The sequence below is a fragment of the Nocardioides sp. NPDC087217 genome, assembly GCF_044744805.1.
Classification (GTDB): Bacteria; Actinomycetota; Actinomycetes; order Propionibacteriales; family Nocardioidaceae; genus Nocardioides.
Genome location: NZ_JBIUZB010000002.1, coordinates 509766 through 525315, shown reverse-complemented (window position 1 = coordinate 525315; position 15550 = coordinate 509766). Strand labels below are relative to the sequence as shown.

General features: G+C 69.8%; 20 protein-coding genes. 5 read left to right on the top strand and 15 right to left on the bottom strand.

Features of this window, described 5'->3' with window-relative positions:
* Nucleotides 1–190: 190 nt before the first annotated feature.
* Both ACIO3S_RS09865 and ACIO3S_RS09860 read right to left on the bottom strand, forming a co-directional pair.
* A complete protein-coding gene (locus ACIO3S_RS09865; protein ID WP_400462395.1) occupies nt 191–1147 on the bottom strand; it encodes an ABC transporter substrate-binding protein in 957 nt (318 codons plus the stop codon).
* A 129-nt stretch (nt 1148–1276) separates the two neighbouring features.
* Entirely contained in the window at nt 1277–2152 is an 876-nt protein-coding gene (locus tag ACIO3S_RS09860; protein ID WP_400462392.1) for a LysR family transcriptional regulator, read from the bottom strand.
* Between the two features lie 61 nt (nt 2153–2213).
* Here ACIO3S_RS09860 and ACIO3S_RS09855 point away from each other — a divergent pair, with 61 nt between their 5' ends.
* Entirely contained in the window at nt 2214–3116 is a 903-nt protein-coding gene (locus ACIO3S_RS09855; protein WP_400462390.1) for an aldose 1-epimerase family protein, read from the top strand.
* Nucleotides 3117–3126: 10 nt separating this feature from the next.
* Here ACIO3S_RS09855 and ACIO3S_RS09850 read toward each other — a convergent pair whose 3' ends face one another.
* From ACIO3S_RS09850 to ACIO3S_RS09835, 4 genes are all read right to left on the bottom strand, one after another.
* Nucleotides 3127–4341: an SGNH/GDSL hydrolase family protein gene (locus ACIO3S_RS09850; RefSeq protein ID WP_400462387.1), complete on the bottom strand. Its 1215-nt coding sequence runs from the start codon at nt 4339–4341 to the stop codon at nt 3127–3129.
* 91 nt (nt 4342–4432) lie between these two features.
* Entirely contained in the window at nt 4433–4930 is a 498-nt protein-coding gene (locus ACIO3S_RS09845) for a PH domain-containing protein (RefSeq protein WP_400462384.1), read from the bottom strand.
* A complete protein-coding gene (gene hisG / locus ACIO3S_RS09840; RefSeq protein WP_400462381.1) occupies nt 4914–5777 on the bottom strand; it encodes an ATP phosphoribosyltransferase in 864 nt (287 codons plus the stop codon). The genes ACIO3S_RS09845 and hisG overlap by 17 nt, the downstream gene beginning before the upstream one ends.
* A gap of 9 nt (nt 5778–5786) precedes the next feature.
* Complete coding sequence (locus ACIO3S_RS09835; protein WP_400462378.1) at nt 5787–6098, bottom strand: phosphoribosyl-ATP diphosphatase; 312 nt, start codon at nt 6096–6098, stop codon at nt 5787–5789.
* Between the two features lie 59 nt (nt 6099–6157).
* Here ACIO3S_RS09835 and ACIO3S_RS09830 point away from each other — a divergent pair, with 59 nt between their 5' ends.
* Together ACIO3S_RS09830 and ACIO3S_RS09825 are read left to right on the top strand one after the other, a co-directional pair.
* A complete protein-coding gene (locus ACIO3S_RS09830; protein ID WP_355017193.1) occupies nt 6158–6412 on the top strand; it encodes a helix-turn-helix transcriptional regulator in 255 nt (84 codons plus the stop codon).
* Entirely contained in the window at nt 6409–7029 is a 621-nt protein-coding gene (locus ACIO3S_RS09825) for a hypothetical protein (RefSeq protein ID WP_350713846.1), read from the top strand. The genes ACIO3S_RS09830 and ACIO3S_RS09825 overlap by 4 nt, the downstream gene beginning before the upstream one ends.
* A 21-nt stretch (nt 7030–7050) precedes the next feature.
* On the opposite strand, the gene ACIO3S_RS09820 is transcribed toward ACIO3S_RS09825, so the two are convergent.
* The 5 genes from ACIO3S_RS09820 to ACIO3S_RS09800 all read right to left on the bottom strand — a co-directional run bounded on the left by ACIO3S_RS09820 (nt 7051) and on the right by ACIO3S_RS09800 (nt 10745).
* A complete protein-coding gene (locus tag ACIO3S_RS09820; RefSeq protein WP_400462374.1) occupies nt 7051–7578 on the bottom strand; it encodes a gamma carbonic anhydrase family protein in 528 nt (175 codons plus the stop codon).
* Nucleotides 7579–7589: 11 nt separating this feature from the next.
* Nucleotides 7590–8657, bottom strand: coding sequence for a cation diffusion facilitator family transporter (locus tag ACIO3S_RS09815; protein ID WP_400462372.1), 1068 nt, complete (start codon nt 8655–8657; stop codon nt 7590–7592).
* The gene (locus ACIO3S_RS09810; protein WP_400462370.1) at nt 8654–9013 is read right to left on the bottom strand and encodes an ArsR/SmtB family transcription factor; all 360 of its coding nucleotides are present in this window, start codon (nt 9011–9013) and stop codon (nt 8654–8656) included. Before ACIO3S_RS09810 ends, ACIO3S_RS09815 begins: the two co-directional genes overlap by 4 nt.
* Before the next feature lie 7 nt (nt 9014–9020).
* Nucleotides 9021–9269 carry a hypothetical protein gene (locus tag ACIO3S_RS09805; protein ID WP_400462368.1) on the bottom strand — a complete coding sequence of 83 codons (249 nt, stop codon included), beginning with the start codon at nt 9267–9269 and terminating at the stop codon, nt 9021–9023.
* A gap of 234 nt (nt 9270–9503) precedes the next feature.
* Nucleotides 9504–10745, bottom strand: a complete 1242-nt coding sequence (locus ACIO3S_RS09800) for a DUF222 domain-containing protein (protein WP_400462366.1) — start codon at nt 10743–10745, stop codon at nt 9504–9506.
* A 440-nt stretch (nt 10746–11185) separates the two neighbouring features.
* Between ACIO3S_RS09800 and ACIO3S_RS09795 the strand changes: the two genes are divergently transcribed.
* Together ACIO3S_RS09795 and ACIO3S_RS09790 are read left to right on the top strand one after the other, a co-directional pair.
* Nucleotides 11186–11794 (top strand): class I SAM-dependent methyltransferase, encoded by a 609-nt coding sequence (locus tag ACIO3S_RS09795; protein WP_400462363.1) that lies wholly within the window; start codon nt 11186–11188, stop codon nt 11792–11794.
* A 34-nt stretch (nt 11795–11828) separates the two neighbouring features.
* A complete protein-coding gene (locus tag ACIO3S_RS09790; protein WP_400462360.1) occupies nt 11829–12062 on the top strand; it encodes a hypothetical protein in 234 nt (77 codons plus the stop codon).
* A gap of 80 nt (nt 12063–12142) precedes the next feature.
* On the opposite strand, the gene ribH is transcribed toward ACIO3S_RS09790, so the two are convergent.
* From ribH to ribD, 4 genes are read right to left on the bottom strand one after another with little or no spacing between them, the layout of a single operon-like run.
* Entirely contained in the window at nt 12143–12625 is a 483-nt protein-coding gene (ribH, locus tag ACIO3S_RS09785; RefSeq protein ID WP_400462357.1) for a 6,7-dimethyl-8-ribityllumazine synthase, read from the bottom strand.
* Complete coding sequence (locus ACIO3S_RS09780) at nt 12622–13893, bottom strand: bifunctional 3,4-dihydroxy-2-butanone-4-phosphate synthase/GTP cyclohydrolase II (protein WP_400462354.1); 1272 nt, start codon at nt 13891–13893, stop codon at nt 12622–12624. The genes ribH and ACIO3S_RS09780 overlap by 4 nt, the downstream gene beginning before the upstream one ends.
* Entirely contained in the window at nt 13890–14486 is a 597-nt protein-coding gene (locus ACIO3S_RS09775) for a riboflavin synthase (RefSeq protein ID WP_400462352.1), read from the bottom strand. Before ACIO3S_RS09775 ends, ACIO3S_RS09780 begins: the two co-directional genes overlap by 4 nt.
* Complete coding sequence (gene ribD, locus ACIO3S_RS09770; RefSeq protein WP_400464591.1) at nt 14486–15544, bottom strand: bifunctional diaminohydroxyphosphoribosylaminopyrimidine deaminase/5-amino-6-(5-phosphoribosylamino)uracil reductase RibD; 1059 nt, start codon at nt 15542–15544, stop codon at nt 14486–14488. The genes ACIO3S_RS09775 and ribD overlap by 1 nt, the downstream gene beginning before the upstream one ends.
* Nucleotides 15545–15550: the final 6 nt, after the last annotated feature.

Sequence of the window (15550 nt, the reverse complement as noted above, 5' to 3'; positions counted from 1 at the left end):
GCCCTTGGCGATCTCGAAGTCGATCTCGTGGGCGCCGAGGTAGCCGCCCGCGGCGGCGGCCGCGGCACGCGGGTCCTCGGCGGCCAGTGCCTTCTCGGCCTGCCTCCGCCGAGGCCGTAGACCTTGCTCAGGCCACGCCCGACGATCGCGGGCTCGGCCGTCTCGTCAGCTTGGAACGTCGTCTCGCTCATCAGATCTCCGCCTTCTCGCCGTCTGCGTCCTCGACCCCGTCGAGGAACTCGGCGACTCTGTCGGGGTTGTCGTCGATCCACGCCTCGGCGATGTCGGCGAGCTCCTTCCCGGACTTGTCGTGGTCGTAGTAGAACTGCCCGGCCTCGTCGGTGGTGAAGGTCAGGTTGGAGAGGAACTCGGCGATCTCCGGGTTGTCGTCCTCGAACCCCTTGCGGGTGACCGTGCGGATCTCACCGGCGCCTCCCCACACCTTGTCGGGGTCCTCGAGGAATGCGGCGTCGAACTGCACGGTCATCCAGTGCGGGCTCCAGCCGAGGAACACGATCGGCTGGCCGGCCTTCTGCGACTTCTCGACCTGGGCGAGCATCGCCGGGGTGCCGCTGGCGACGAGCTTCCAGTCCCCCAGGCCGTACGCGTCCTCGTCGATCGCCTTCTGGATCGTCTCGTTGCCCGGGGAGCCGGCCTCGATGCCGTAGATCTTCTTCCCGAACCTCGCGGCGTTGGCGTCGAGGTCGGCGAGCGACTCGATCCCGAGCTCGTCGGCGACGTCGCCGGGGATCGCCGGGGCGTACTCGGTGCCCTTCACGATCGTGGAGAGCACCTCGACGTCGCCCTGGTCGATGGGGTCGCCGAAGCTGGGCTCCTGGGATGGCCACCAGTTGCCGAGGTAGGCGTCGATCTGGCCCGAGGAGACCGCGGTCGCCGCGTTCTCGACGGACAGGTTCTTCTTGATGCTCGCGTCGTAGCCGAGCTCCTGGAGGATCTGGACGGCGATCTCGTTCTCGACCTGGAGGTCGACCCACGGCTGCTCGGCGAGGACCACCGAGTTCTCGGCTCCACCGGCGTCGCTCTGGGCGAAGCCGTCACGCTCGCTCGCGGTCGTGCAGGCGGTCAGGGTGCCGGCTGTCGCCGCGATGGCGAGGGCGGCCACAGCAAGGCGTTGGGGGCGGCGCATGCATGCTCCATCCAATCGGTTCATATATGTCTAACACACTAGACATTCGCCTTCTGGGTGTTCCAGCACGTCCGCGCAGCGAGCAAGACCAAGATCGAGATGCTGCGATAGAGAGTCTCTATAGGTTGGTCACTGGTCGGTGAGGTCCTGAGCCAGCGCGACGAACTGCTCCACCAGCGCGTCGCCGCGTTCCTCCAGCCACACCAGAGACACGCTCACCCGCGTGACCGGAGCCAGCGGCACCACCTTCGCCCCGGCTCGCGACGCCGCACCGGCCATGCCCTCGGTCAGCATCGCGACCCCCGCCCGCGCCAGCACCAGCGGGATGATCGAGGCGACGTGGGCCGTCTCGATCGCGACCTCGGTGGGCAGGCCGGCGGCCTCGAGGCGGGCATCGAGGAACGTACGCAGCGCCGTGCCGGCCGGTGTCGCGATCAGGCCGACCTCGGCGAGCTCCTCGATCCGGATCTCCTCCGGCGCCTCGCCCGAAGGCGGCAGGACCGCCACCAGCTCGTGCTCGGCGAGGCGGTGCGAGCCGAAGGGGCCGTGCGGCGTCGCGCCGTCGATGAGCCCCACGTCGGCCTCGCCCTTGCGCACCTGGTCCAAGACGTCCGAGCGGTGCTGCGGGTCGGTGACGACCACCTGCGCCCCTGGCTGGATCCGGCGGAACTCGGCCAGCACCGGCACCAGCGGCTCGACCGCCCATACCGTGCTGGACGTGATGCGCAGCCGCCCGAACCCCTCGTCGGAGACCGACCGGACCGCACCCGCGGCGAGCTCGAAGCCACGTACGACCCGGCGGGCCGGCCCCAGCAGCGCCGAGCCCGCCGGTGTGAGCCGCACTCCTCGGCCATGACGCTCGAAGAGCGGACCGTCCAGCTCCCGCTCGAGCCCGCGCACGGCGTACGACAACGACGGCTGGGCGACGTGCAGCCGCGCCGCGGCGCTGGTGAAGCTGCCCGCCTCGGCGATCGCGAGGAAGAACTCCAGCTGTCGTCGCTCCATGGCCCGAGGCTAACCCCGACCAGCCACCGGGGCGGCGCGGCCACCTCGATAGCCTGTGCGCGTGCTGAGACCGAGTGGAGAGCAGTTCACGATCGACGGCGGGGGCTACTCCGCCACGGTGACGGAGAGTGGCGGCGCGCTGCGGCTGCTCTCCTACGAGGGGCGGGACCTGATCGCCGGGTTCGGCGACGAGGAGCAGTCCAGCGGCGGCAAGGGTCAGCTGCTGGCGCCGTGGCCCAACCGGATCCGCGACGGACGCTACGAGTTCGGCGGGAAGACCTACCAGCTCGGGCTCACCGAGGTCGCGCGCAACAACGCCTCCCACGGGCTGGTGCGGTGGTCGCAGTGGCTGCCCATCGACGAGGCCAAGGACTCGATCACCCTGGCCACCCGGTTGATGGCGCAGAGCGGCTATCCGTGGACGCTCGACCTCGAGGTGACGTACGCCATCGGGGCCAACGGGCTCACCGTGACCCAGTCGGCGACCAACCATGCTGGCTCCCCCGCGCCCTACGCCGCCGGCGCGCACCCCTATCTCACCGTCGGCGCCGGTCCGGTCGACGAGTGGACGCTCATCCTTCCGGCGCGGACGCGACTGCTCTCCGACCCCGAGCGCAAGCTGCCCACCGGGAGCGAGGCGACGGCAGGGACCGCCTACGACTTCACCTCCGCCAAGCCCATCGGCGACGTCGTCCTCGACCACGCCTTCACCGATCTCGACCGTGGCGAGGACGGGCGGGCGACGGTCACGATCCAGGGCCCCGACGGCGGCGTCGCGCTCTGGGTCGACGAGCACCACCCGTGGCTGATGGTCTACAGCGCCGACGACCAGTCACCGGCCCGCGGCGGTCTCGCCGTCGAGCCCATGACCGCTCCCCCGGACGCGTTCAACTCCGGCACCGACCTGGTCTCGCTCGCCCCCGACGAGCGCCTCGAGATCACCTGGGGCATCACCGCGATCTGAACGTCACGGCCTAGCGGTCGCACTCCAGCAACGACAGGTCGACCGTCTCGGCCATCGCCGCATAGCCGGCGTCGCCGGGGTGGAGATGATCCCCGGAGTCGTACGCAGGCAGGAACCGCGCCGGTCGGTCGGGGTCACGCGTGGCCGCGTCGAAGTCGACGATGCCGTCGAACTCACCGGAGGTCCGGATCCACTCGTTGACCGCGACCCGCACGCGATCGCGTGCGGGGGTGTAGCGGCTGCCGCCCTCGTACGGGGTGAGGGTGGCGCCGACGACGCACACGTCCTCGGCGTGCGCCTGCGCGATCAGGTCGCGGTATGCCGCGGTCAGGTCGGAGGCCTCGTCTGCGTCGTCCCAGCGGATGTCGTTGATCCCCTCCAGCAGCACCACCGTGGAGACGCCGGGCTGGTCCAGGACGTCTCGCCGGAAGCGGTCCAGACCGCGCTGGCCACCAGTGCTGTCGACGAGCACGCGGTTGGCGGAGATCCCTTCGTTCATCACTCCGAACCGGTCGGCGTACGAGCTCGCCGCCACCCGGTCGGCCAGCACGTCAGGGTAGCGCCGGTTGGCCCCGGCCGTGGAGCCGTTGCCGTCGGTGATCGAGTCACCGAAGAGCACCACGGTCTTGACCCGGCGCGGCTTCTCGACGACGACGCTCTCGACCCAGTACCAGCTGGAGATCTCCGTCGTGAACGCCGCACCCGACTCCTCGCCGGCCACGTCCGCGCCCGCTGCCCCGGAGACGTAGGAGGTCTGCGTGGCGACGTCGTGCCCGGTGATCGGGCCGCTCTCGCCGACGACGTGGAAGCTCACCGCGAGGGTCCTATCGGCCGGCACCGTCGCGTCGACCGGGTCGCTGCGCACCTCGGTGCCGGGGGCGACGGTGACCTGGTCGGCTCCGTCGAAGGTCAGCGGGCGGTTGGTACCGCGCACCACAGCGGCTCCGTCCCCGGCCAGACCGAGGTGTGCCGAGGTGAAGGTCACCGGACGGTCGCCGAACACGTTGGACAGGGTGATGCGTACGCCGGAACCACCCAGCGAGGTGTGCACCAGGTTGCGTACCGACCGGTCCGCCAGGCCGGCGGCGCCGGTCTGGCCGCCCACCTCGTCGGCCGAGGCACCCCAGGTGCCGACCGGGTGCACCGGCGCGGCCTGGGCCGGCACGGTCGAGACCAGGGCGAGGACGGCCGCCAGCGCCGCGAGAGCACGAGTCCATGACGTCACGCAGACACGTTAAGTCGCCGCGGGCACCACGATCAGCGGTTCGGGCGAGTCTTCCCCGAAGCGTAGTAAATGGTTCGCCGGAGGGTTGCTGCTAGGACAGCTCTTCGACCAGCGTGCGCAGCGTGCGTACGGCCTTCTTCGACGAGCCCCCGTCGGAGGCCTGGATGCCGAGGACGGAGATGTTGTGCCCCGAGGCCAGGTCGATGGTGGGCCAGGGAGCGCCACGCGGGAAGTTGATCGCGAGGACCTCGGCCCACTCCAGGTCGCGGCGCTTGTAGCCGTTGACCACGGTCAGACCGTCCTCACGGGCGACGACCCGCGAGCGGGTGACCGCGTGCACGCAGGTCAGGATCAGCAGACCGACGAAGCCGAAGGTGAGCCGTTCGAACATCGTCACCTGCGCCTTGATCTCGGGCGTGAAGCCGACCCAGACCATCGTGCACATGATCGCCAGGGCGGCGACGAGGAACCAGCCCATGACGCGCGCCCCGAGCGGGCGCCAGGTGTGCGGCAGCTTCACCGGCAGCTTGGGTCCGGCGGGGTCAGATCCGGCGGGGTCAGATCCGGCGGGGTCAGATCCGGCAGGCATTGATCTCCGTCAGCAGGATCGCGCGGGCACCCACGGCGTACAGGTCGTCCATCAGCTTCTGCGAACCGGCACGCGGCACCATCGCACGGACGGCGACCCAGCCCTCGCGGTGCAGCGGGCTGACCGTCGGCCCCTCGAGGCCGGGCGTCATCGCGGAGGCCTCGGAGAGGTCCTCGGCGCGGATGTCGTAGTCCATCATCACGTAGCTACGCGCGATCAGGACGCCGTCCAGACGGCGCTTGAAGGTCTCGTACGCCTCAGGAAGCTGCGCGCCCGACCGGGTGATCACCACGGCCTCGGAGCGCATGATCGGCTCGCCGAAGATCTCCAGACCGGCCTGTCGCATCGTGGAGCCGGTCTCGACCACGTCGGCGATCGCGTCGGCGACACCGAGCTGGATCGAGGTCTCGACGGCGCCGTCGAGCCGGGTGACGCTCGCGTCGATCCCCTCACGCTCCAGGAAGGCCGAGACGACCCCGACGTAGGAGGTCGCGATCCGCTTGCCGCGCAGCTCCTCGATCGAGGTGAAGGCGCCGGCGCGGCCGGCGAAGTGGAACCGGCTGCGGCCGAAGCCGAGCCCGATGACCTCGTCGGCCTTGGCGCCGGAGTCGAGGAGCAGGTCGCGGCCGGTGATGCCGATGTCGAGGGTGCCCTCGCCGACGTAGAGCGCGATGTCGCGCGGGCGCAGGTAGAAGAACTCGACGCCGTTCTCATCGTCGATGAGGGTCAGGCGCTTGGAGTCCTCGCGCTGGCGGTAGCCGGCCTCGCGCAGGAGCTCGGAGGCGGAGCTGGACAGCGAGCCCTTGTTGGGGACGGCGATCCGGAGAGGCTTGTCATCGGTTGTCATGAGGTTCCCCTACAGGTGTGAGTAGACGTCGTCGATCGAGATTCCGCTGGCGAGCATGAGCACCTGGGCGTGGTAGAGCAGCTGGGAGATCTCCTCCGCGGTCGCTTCCTTGCCCTCGTACTCGGCCGCCATCCAGGACTCGGCGGCCTCCTCGACCAGCTTCTTCCCGATCGCATGGACCCCGGCGTCGAGCTGTGCCACGGTGCCGGATCCTTCAGGTCGGGTCCGGGCCTTCTCACTCAGCTCGGCCCAGAGCTCGTCGAACGTCTTCACGAACGTCAAGCCTAGGCCGTACGCGACCCGGCCCCCGAATCGTCTCATCGGATCCATAGCAGAACTGCTATGGACAGCCATAGCAGGACTGCGATACCGTCGATTTCATGAGCACCGACGACGAGGACACCGCGTTCTACGTCGGGATCGCCGCGCAGGTCACCGAGCACCGGGTCGCGCGGGGCCTGTCCCAGCGCGAGCTCGCCGAGCTCTGCGGCACGACCCAGTCGGCGATCGCTCGGCTGGAGTCCGGGTCCCGCCCACCCAAGATCGACACCCTCCTCCGGGTGGCAGCCGCCCTCGACTGCCGCCTCGAGGTCGGCTTCCACGCCCGCACCCGAGCCCACAGGAGCACGCCATGAAGACCCCTATTGCCGCCGACGAGGTCGAGTCGACCCGCAGCGAGCGGTTCCTGGCGGTCGCACTGACCGCCTTCCTGCTCGTCGGCACCGTCTGGTTCTACGTCAAGGTCGCCGGCTGGTGGCCGCTCTACATGGACTGGGACCAGTGCAACAACGGCCAGACGGCGTGCGAGATCCCCGGCCACGAGGCGATCCAGATAGGTATCCGCCTCGGCTTCATCATCCTGCTCTGCCTGGTCGGGTTCTGGGTCCTCTACCGGCTGCGCCGCAGCGGCTCCCGCTTCCTCCCGCTCGGCTTCGCGCTCGCCGCGACCGGGGTGATCATGGCGCTGGTCTTCGCCTTCCACTACACCTTCGAGTACGCCGACTTCGGCCCGCTCATCCTGTCGCTGTTCGGCGCCGCGGCCACCGTCGGCGTGTTCGTCGCCGTCCAACGGCTCCTGGCCAAGCGGATCCCGGCCATGCGCGTACGCAAGGGCGACTGCCCCTACTGCGGCTACCCGGTCCGCGGCAAGCACTGCGAGGGCTGCGGCCGCGAGACCATCGCCCCGTGCGCGACCTGCGAGGCCGACCGCCGGGTCGGCTCGCTCCACTGCGTGGCCTGCGGCGCCGACTGACCCTCCACCTCAGGGTGAGGGTTAGGCTGGTCGTACGGTCGCGCGGTGCAACTTCATGAACTCAACGTAGCCAGGCGCGTTGAGCTCGAGGATCGCCGCGGGGTTGCTGCCGGGCTCGATCGTGCCGCGGATCTTGGCCGGCACGCCCATCACCAGGCTGTGGTCGGGCACCTCGGTCCCCTCGACCACCATCGCGCCGGCGGCGATCAGGCAACCGTCGCCGATGACCACGGCATCGGAGACCACGGCGCCGTTGCCGACCAGCGACCCGGTCCCGATCCGGTCGCCGTGCACCACGCAGCCGTGCGCGATCGTGCTGTGCGCGCCCATCTCGAGGGAGGAGCCGGGGCGTACGTGCAGCACCGAGTTGTCCTGCACGTTGGAGCCCTCGCCGATGATGATCGGCCCGACGTCGGCACGCAGCACCGCGCCGTACCAGACGCTGGCGTTCGGACCGAGGCGTACGTCACCGACCAGCGTCGCTGTCGGCGCCACCCAGGCGTCGGGATGGATCTGCGGACCCTTGCCGTCGAATTCGAAGATGTTCATCAGGGCAGAGCCTAGGGGTGTGCTCCGTCGGGGCTGACGTGGAGGACCACACTGGTCAGCCGCGGCAGTGCCTCCAGGAGATGCTCCTCGGCATGGTGGGCGATGTCGTGCCCGGCAGAGACGGGCAGCTCGGCTGACACGGTGATGTCACCGTCGGCGTGGAGGGTGTGCCCGATCCACCGCAGCCGCAGGCTGCGGACCTCGAGCACGCCGTCCACCGTGCCGACCGCCTCCCTCGCCCTGCGTACGTCCTCCGGGGTGACCGCGTCCATCAGCCGAGCACCGACCTGCTTGAGCGCCGAGCGCAGCACGCCGAGGATCGCCACCGCGATCAGCAGCCCGATCACCGGGTCGGCCCACGGCATCCCGAGCGCGACACCGGCGCCACCGAGGACCACGGCCAGCGAGGTGAAACCATCGGTACGCGCGTGGAGCCCGTCGGCGACCAGGGCCGCCGAGCCGATCTGGCGGCCCACCCGGATCCGGTAGCGCGCGACGAGCTCGTTGCCACAGAACCCGACCACTCCCGCCGCAGCGACCGCCCAGACGTGCTCGACCTCGCGTGGATGGAACAGCCGGTCGATGGCCTCCCAGCCGGCCAGGATGCTGGAGAGCGCGATCATGGCGACGACGAAGAGCCCGGCGAGATCCTCGGCCCGGCCGTACCCATAGGTGAACCGGTCGTTGGCCGGACGCCGGGCGAGCCAGAACGCCACGAGCAGCGGCACCGCCGTCAGGGCGTCCGCGACATTGTGGAGCGTGTCCCCCAGCAGCGCCACCGACCCGGTCAGGGTCACCACGATCGCTTGCACCGCCGCCGTCAGCGCGAGCACACCGAGACTGATCCACAGCGCCCGCCGCCCACGTACGTCGGCCTCCAACGCCTCGTCGACCTGGTCCGCCGCATCGTGGGAGTGAGCCCCGAAGACGTCCGAGACCGCATGCTTGACGCGCGCCCACCCCCCATCGTGCCCATGGCTGTGGTCATGGCTGTGGTCATGATCGTGGCTGTGATCATGTCCGTGACCGTGTCCGGCGTGGGCATGGTCGCGTGGATGATCGTGCAACGTATGGGTCATGCCGACTCCTCCCCCGACGACCGATGGTGCGCAGGGACCTGGTCCAGGAGATGCTCCACGTGGCCGATCGTGTCGAGGACGAGCTGGCGCACATGCCCGTTCTCGACCCGGTAGAGCACCGAGGTCCCCTCCTTCCGCGTCGTCACCAGCCGAGCCATCCGCATCTTCGCCAGATGCTGTGACACCCCCGGCACCGGCTTGTCCAACATCGAGGCAAGCTCGGAGACCGACCGCTCCTCATCGAGCAACAGCCCCGCCATCTGCAGACGCGTCGGATCAGCCAGCATCCGCAGCACCTCGACGGCAAGAGTGACGACGTCGTCCCCCCACACCGGAGGTTGCGTATTTGCATGCATGCGCAAATTATAGCGCGACGACGGACCCTGCGATCGAGTCGGCGCGACTGTCCCAGATCACGCCGCCGAGGTCAGCCGGGACAACGAGCGCCGCGATGCTGCCGATCACCGGTTGAGCGAGCGCCGAAGACCAGTCGTCGACATCGAACTCCCCCGCAGTCACCGGGCAGCGGCATTGCCCGTATCCCGCGTCTTCGGACGCAGCCAGGTCGACATCGGAGGCCCTCTTGACCCAGATCGGCCCAGAGAACGGCATCGGCTTGGATGGTTCGGTGTCACGGGAGCGAGACCGACGCGCCGACTAGCATCACGGGCAGAGGCAGACGCGCCGACCTGATCGCGCAGGGCGGGGCAGACACGCCGACTCGATCGCGCAGGGCGGGGCAGACACGCCGACTCGATCGCGCAGGGCGGGGCAGACACGCCGACTCGGCATCGCCACGGGTGTCGTCCGCGCGGTTGGGGTTGTGGATTGTTGTGACCCGTCGGTTTATCTGCGTCTGGTGAAGCGGATGTCGCCGTTGGGCAAGCGTTCGTGGAGGTAGGTGGAGTCGTGGGCGCGGTGGTGGTGATGGGAGCAAAGCAGGGCAGCGTTGTCGAGGTCGGTGGCCCCGCCTTGGGCCCATTCGAGCCAGTGGTGGGCTTCGGCCCAGGTGCCGGGGATGTCACAGCCCTCGGCCTCGCAGGTGGCTGAGCGCAGCAGGAGGGCTCGGCGTTGGGCGGCGGTGAAGAACCGTTCCTTGCGGCCCAGGTCGAGGACCTCGGAGGCGCCGCCGAGGACGGCGGGGATGATGTTCGCGGTGCAGGCCAGCCGCCGGGCTTCGGCGGCGGTGATCGGGCTGCCGCCGATGATCTGGGCGATGCCGGCGTCCTTGCGGAGCTGGTCGAGGTCGATGGTGACGATCACCGTGGTCGCATCGCCGCCGTGGATCGGGAGCCGGGCTGGGTCGAGGGTCTCCAGCAGTTGGCAGAACGCGCGTCCCAGGCGGCGGTCGTAGGGTAGGTAGTCGCCTGTGTCGGTGCGGGTGCCGTCGTCGCGGCGGGGTGAGGCGAAGGCCTCCAGGGTGGTGGCCAGTCGGTCTGCGGTCGCGTCCGGGACCACCGCCGAGATCCGGGTGGTGCCATCCCCCAGCCGCCGCATCGCCAGGCGGGTCTTCTTCCGCGCGTGGGCCTCCTCGGCCGCAAGGCGTCGGGCTTCTTCCGCTTCGGCGATCTCGGGGGCGATGACATCGAGGATCCGACGGCCCAGGCGTCGCAGTTGGGTGGGGTCGAACCGGGTCGCGTAGGCGACCAGGGCCTCTTCGGCCTTGACTCGGATCTCGGGGTCGAGATCGGCGGGGAGGTCGTCGAGAGCGTTGACGATGACGTGGGCCTGGGCGGGGTTGCAGGCACCGCGGCGCATCGCCTCCGCGACCTGGTGATAGGTCCGATCCAAAGCCTCAGAGAGCCGGAGGTCGGCTCGGAGGGTCTCGGGGCGTTGGTGGGTGTGGTGATGCAGCCACGCCGCGACATCCCGCGACGCAGACTCGGCGGCCACATCACCGGCGGCGGCGAGCACCCGGAGCTCGAGCTCAGCCAGCTGGGCTTTCGCGCGGGCGATCTCGAGCAAGGTGGTGGCCTTCTGGTCGGTGGCCATGAACACCGGATTCGCCTCAGAGACACGGGCAAGCGAGGCAGTGACCGCGACCACCGCCCCCAGCACAGGGTGCTGGGGCTGCTGCAGCATGGTCATCGAACCGGTCACCTCCCGACGTACGAACTCAAGGGTTTCTGCCTGTGCAGAATCCCGGTTGGTTCGCTGGTCTCGGAGGCCCGGAGTACGGGCTATTACTTACCCTCGCAGCTCAGCGTGCACGCCCCTGGTTCCCCTGGATTACCCCACCCCCGTTGTGTCTCGGATGAATAGGGCACGCCTCTTTCGAGGTGGTCGGCCTTCACGTTTACGCCTGCGCCGAGCCTACCACACAACGCAAAACCAATGAACCCAATCAGGGACAGATATCCCCAACCAAACCCAGACCGCTGCTGGAAGCCCGCAAGACACCCGAATGGCACCCACCCCAGACACCCTGCTTCTAAATCTCCCAACCCAAGCAACGTATTGGCCCCACCCGTGCTGGAACCCAGGCACGAGACCAAACAGACACACATCAACCACTACCCTGCTCACCGATGACCATGACAGAGATCGGCGCAGCCTACGACGGCCGCGCAACCGAGTACATCGACCTGTTCGGAACGATCGACCAGCTCGCCAAGCGCGACCACGAGACGATCACCACCTGGCGAGACACCACGACCGGCCGCCTAGTGGATGCCGGCTGCGGCCCAGGGCTCTGGAGCCAGGAGCTCACCACGGGCGGCGTACGCGAGGTAGTAGGTCTGGACGCCTCGGCCGAGTTCGTCGCCGCCGCACGAGCGCGGTATCCAGAGGTCAGCTTCGAGCGAGCGGACATGGCCGACCTCCCGCTGGAGGACGAGTCGGTCGGCGGCATCCTGGCGTGGTACTCGATCATCCACACCCCGCCCGCCGATCTTCCTGCGATCCTCGGCGAGTTCGCCCGCGTGCTCACGCCCGGCGGATCGGCGCTGATCGGCTTCTTCGACGGCGATCCAGGCGAGGCGTTCGACCACGCGGTGCACACCGCCTACTACTGGTCCGCCGAGGCGCTGGCAGACATGCTCGCTCCGCACGGGTTCGTCATCGAGCGGGCAGCGTCCCGCCAGGATCCAGGGGCGCGGCGTCGCGCGGGCGACCTGGTCGCGAGGCGCACCACCTGAATCGCCCACGCACAAACCACGGCGCGCACAGGGCATGGCCGACTCCGAGGGGTTCGTCAGCTTCCACGACCTCGCCGCCGAGTTCACCGGGCTGTGCGACGCCGGGATCGAGGTCCTCGCCGACGCCGCCGGGATCGAGACCTGGACCGCGATCAACGTGCGCACGGTGATGGCACAGGGCGCCGACGGGAAGAGCCAGGGCATCGGCCACCTCGACTTCGACGCGATCGACGCCGCGTTCCCGGACGCGGTGGCCGCCTGCAGCTGACCCCGACTCCGAGAGCCAGCAGGTTGTGAAGCCGAGAGCGGTCCACCGACCGCTCTCAGGTTCACAACCCGCTCAGCGCCTCAGTAGTGGCGCACGCAGTCGCGCAGGGCGAGCGCGGTCTCCATGGCCGCGGCGGCCGCCTCATAGCCCTTGTCCTCGCTGGACCCCTCGAGCCCGGCCCGGTCGAGCGCCTGCTCCTCGTTGTCGCAGGTCAGCAGGCCGAAGCCGACGGGAATGAGGTAGTCGATTGCGATCCGGTTGAGCCCGTCGGTGGCGGCCGAGCACACGTAGTCGAAGTGCGGAGTGCCGCCGCGGATGACGACCCCGAGCGCGACGATGGCGTCGTAGCCCGACTTGGCCAGCGCGGCCGCGGCGACGGGGAGCTCGAACGCACCGGGGACGCGCACGACCGTCAGGCCGCCGACGGCGGCGTCCTTCAGCGCTCGCTCGGCGCCGTTCAGCAGGCCGGCCATCACCTCGTCGTGCCAGCGCGCGGCCACGACTGCGACCCGCAGGTCGCTCGCGTCGACGACCTCAGGGGTCGGGGCTCCCTTGCCACTCATCGGTTCTCCTCAGACAGATCGGGCAGCGCGTGACCCATACGGTCACGCTTGGTCAGCAGGTAGGCGAGGTTGTGCTCGTTGGGCCGCGGGGTCAGCGGGACCCGCTCGGCGACCTCGACACCGTACGCCTCGAGGTGACTCACCTTCTCGGGGTTGTTGGTCATCAGGCGTACCGCGTCGACCTTGAGGTCGCGCAGGATCTGCGAGGCGGCGCCATAGTGTCGCGCGTCGGCCGGGAGGCCGAGATCGAGGTTGGCGTCGACGGTGTCGCGCCCGCCGTCCTGGAGCTGGTAGGCCTGCAGCTTGGCGAGCAGTCCGATCCCGCGGCCCTCGTGGCCGCGCAGGTAGACCACCACACCGCAGCCCTCCGCCGCGATCCGCGAGAGAGCCTCGCGCAGCTGCGGTCCGCAGTCGCAGCGCCGCGACCCGAAGACATCCCCGGTCAGGCACTCCGAGTGCACGCGCGCGAGCACCGGATCGCACCCGGCGATGTCCCCGTAGACCAGCGCGACGTGCTCGACCCCGTCGTCGATGGTGCGATAACCGTACGCGGTGAAGTCCCCGAACTCGGTCGGCAGCCGGGTCGCCGCCTTGCGCTCGACCAGCACCTCCGTACGCCGCCGGTAGGTGACGAGGTCGGCGATCGAGATCATCGCGAGACCGTGCTCGTCGGCGAACTCCCGCAGCTGCGGGGCGCGCTGCATGGTGCCGTCGTCGTTGACCAGCTCGACCAGTGCACCGGCCGGTTCCAGACCGGCCAGCCGGGTCAGGTCGACCGCGGCCTCGGTGTGACCGACCCGGACCAGCACTCCCCCGTCGCGTGCCCGCAGCGGGAAGACATGCCCCGGCCGGGTCAGGTCACCGGCGCCCGAGTGGGGCCCGGCCAGCAGCCGGGTGGTGAGCGCCCGGTCGGCGGCCGAGATGCCGGTCGAGACGCCCTCGCGGGCGTCCACGGACACCGCGTACGCCGTCTGCTTGCGGTCCTCGTTGACACGAGTCATCGGCGGCAGGTCGAGAGCATCGAGCCGCTCGCCCGGCAGCGCCACGCAGATCACGCCCGAGGACCAGCGGATCGCGAACGCCATCACCTCCGGGGTCGCCAGCTCGGCGGAGAAGATCAGGTCGCCCTCGTTCTCCCGGTCCTCGTCGTCGACGACCACGACCGGCTTGCCGGCCGCCAGGTCGGCGATCGCGTTCTCGACCGGGTCCAGGCGGACCCCCAAGTACTGCTCGGTGCCCGATGAATTCAATCCAGTCTCGATGTTCACGGCCGAACCCCTCCCAGAAGCTTCTCGACATGCTTGGCGATGATGTCGGTCTCGAGGTTGACCTCGTCGCCGACGGCCCGGAACCCCAGCGACGTGCGCGCCAGGGTCTCGGGGATGAGGCTGACCGTGAACGCGTCGTCGGTCACGGAGACGACCGTCAGGCTGATCCCGTCGACCGCGATCGAGCCCTTCTCGACGACATAGCGAGCCAGCTCCGGATCCAACGAGATCGTGACGACCTCCCAGTGCTCACTGGGCTCACGCGACACGATGCGTCCGACGCCGTCGACGTGGCCCTGGACGATGTGGCCACCGAGCCGGGTGCTCGGGGTGACCGCGCGCTCCAGGTTGACCTGGTCACCGACCGAGAGCGCGTGCAGGCTGGTCCGCTTCAGCGTCTCCAACATCACGTCGGCCGTCCACTCGTTCTCGCCCAGCGTGGCGACGGTCAGGCAACAGCCGTTGACCGCGATGGAGGCGCCCAGCTCTGCGTCCGCCAGCACGGTGGCGGCGGAGATGGTCAGGCGTACGGCGTCGCCCTGGTCCTCGATCCCGGCGACGGTGCCGAGCTCCTCAACAATCCCGGTGAACATCACTGCTCCCCTTTCTGTGGTTCCAAGACGAACCGCACGTTCGGCTCCTCGCCGGGCGCGGCAGGTGAAAGCACATCGACCGAGCGCACCCGCGGCCGGAACGCGTCGGCGATGGTGGTGATTCCGAGGTCGGCGACGGCCGAGCGACCGGCGCCGAGCAGGAACGGGGCGACGTAGACGACGATCTCGTCCACGAGTCCCGCCTCCAGGAAGGCCGCGGCCAGCGTCGGCCCGCCCTCGAGAAAGACATGGCGGCGCTCGCGCTCCCACAGGGCGGCGAGCGCCTCGTGCGGGTCGCGCGTGCGGAGGTGGAGGGACGGCGCCTGCGCGTCGAAGATCCGGCGGTCCTCACCCAGGTCGCGCTCCCCCATGACCACCCGAAGAGGCTGTACGCCGACCGGCCGGTCCTCCAGGTCACGGACCGTCAGCGCGGGGTCGTCGACCGCGACCGTGTTGGTCCCGACCAGCATCGTGTCGCTCAGCGCCCGCAGCTTGTGGGTGTCGAGCCGCGCGGCGCGCGAGGAGACCCAGCGCGAGGTGCCGTCGGCGGCGGCGCTGCGTCCGTCGAGGGTGGTGGCGAACTTCCAGGTGACGTAGGGGCGCTGCAGCTCGGCCGCCCGGGTCCAGACCCGGTTGAGCTCACGAGACTCCGCTGCGTACAGGCCCTGCTCGACCTCGATCCCCGCCTGCTTCAGCGTGGCGGCGCCACCGGCGGCGACCGGGTTGGGGTCGGACTGGGCGTAGACGACACGGGCGACGCCGGCCTCGATCAGCGCCTGCGAGCACGGGCCGGTGCGGCCGGTGTGGTTGCACGGCTCGAGCGTCACGACCGCGGTCGCTCCACGGGCTGCCTCACCGGCCTTCGCCAGCGCATCGACCTCCGCGTGCGGAGTGCCGGGCCCACGGTGATAGCCCTCGGCGATCATCGACCCGTCAGGCCCCAGGAGTACGCAGCCCACCCGCGGGTTCGGGTAGGTGGCGGGCCCCGGGGCGCCGATCGCAGCGGCCAGGTCCAGGGCGCGACGCATCGCTCCCGGCTCCGGGTCACGCTGGTCCAAGCACTT

Bases quoted from the DNA above. Each gene is read 5' to 3' on its own strand.
- ACIO3S_RS09790 (WP_400462360.1), top strand. From the start codon at position 11,829: ATGGCCGACTCCGAGGGGTTCGTCAGCTTCCACGACCTCGCCGCCGAG.
- ACIO3S_RS09835 (WP_400462378.1), bottom strand. From the start codon at position 6,098: ATGAGACGATTCGGGGGCCGGGTCGCGTACGGCCTAGGCTTGACGTTC.
- ACIO3S_RS09825 (WP_350713846.1), top strand. From the start codon at position 6,409: ATGAAGACCCCTATTGCCGCCGACGAGGTCGAGTCGACCCGCAGCGAG.
- ACIO3S_RS09830 (WP_355017193.1), top strand. From the start codon at position 6,158: ATGAGCACCGACGACGAGGACACCGCGTTCTACGTCGGGATCGCCGCG.
- ACIO3S_RS09795 (WP_400462363.1), top strand. From the start codon at position 11,186: ATGACCATGACAGAGATCGGCGCAGCCTACGACGGCCGCGCAACCGAG.
- ACIO3S_RS09810 (WP_400462370.1), bottom strand. From the start codon at position 9,013: ATGCATGCAAATACGCAACCTCCGGTGTGGGGGGACGACGTCGTCACT.
- ribH (WP_400462357.1), bottom strand. From the start codon at position 12,625: ATGAGTGGCAAGGGAGCCCCGACCCCTGAGGTCGTCGACGCGAGCGAC.
- ACIO3S_RS09775 (WP_400462352.1), bottom strand. From the start codon at position 14,486: ATGTTCACCGGGATTGTTGAGGAGCTCGGCACCGTCGCCGGGATCGAG.
- ACIO3S_RS09805 (WP_400462368.1), bottom strand. From the start codon at position 9,269: ATGCCGTTCTCTGGGCCGATCTGGGTCAAGAGGGCCTCCGATGTCGAC.
- hisG (WP_400462381.1), bottom strand. From the start codon at position 5,777: ATGACAACCGATGACAAGCCTCTCCGGATCGCCGTCCCCAACAAGGGC.
- ACIO3S_RS09865 (WP_400462395.1), bottom strand. From the start codon at position 1,147: ATGCGCCGCCCCCAACGCCTTGCTGTGGCCGCCCTCGCCATCGCGGCG.
- ACIO3S_RS09815 (WP_400462372.1), bottom strand. From the start codon at position 8,657: ATGACCCATACGTTGCACGATCATCCACGCGACCATGCCCACGCCGGA.
- ACIO3S_RS09820 (WP_400462374.1), bottom strand. From the start codon at position 7,578: ATGAACATCTTCGAATTCGACGGCAAGGGTCCGCAGATCCATCCCGAC.
- ACIO3S_RS09860 (WP_400462392.1), bottom strand. From the start codon at position 2,152: ATGGAGCGACGACAGCTGGAGTTCTTCCTCGCGATCGCCGAGGCGGGC.
- ACIO3S_RS09845 (WP_400462384.1), bottom strand. From the start codon at position 4,930: ATGCCTGCCGGATCTGACCCCGCCGGATCTGACCCCGCCGGATCTGAC.
- ACIO3S_RS09800 (WP_400462366.1), bottom strand. From the start codon at position 10,745: ATGACCATGCTGCAGCAGCCCCAGCACCCTGTGCTGGGGGCGGTGGTC.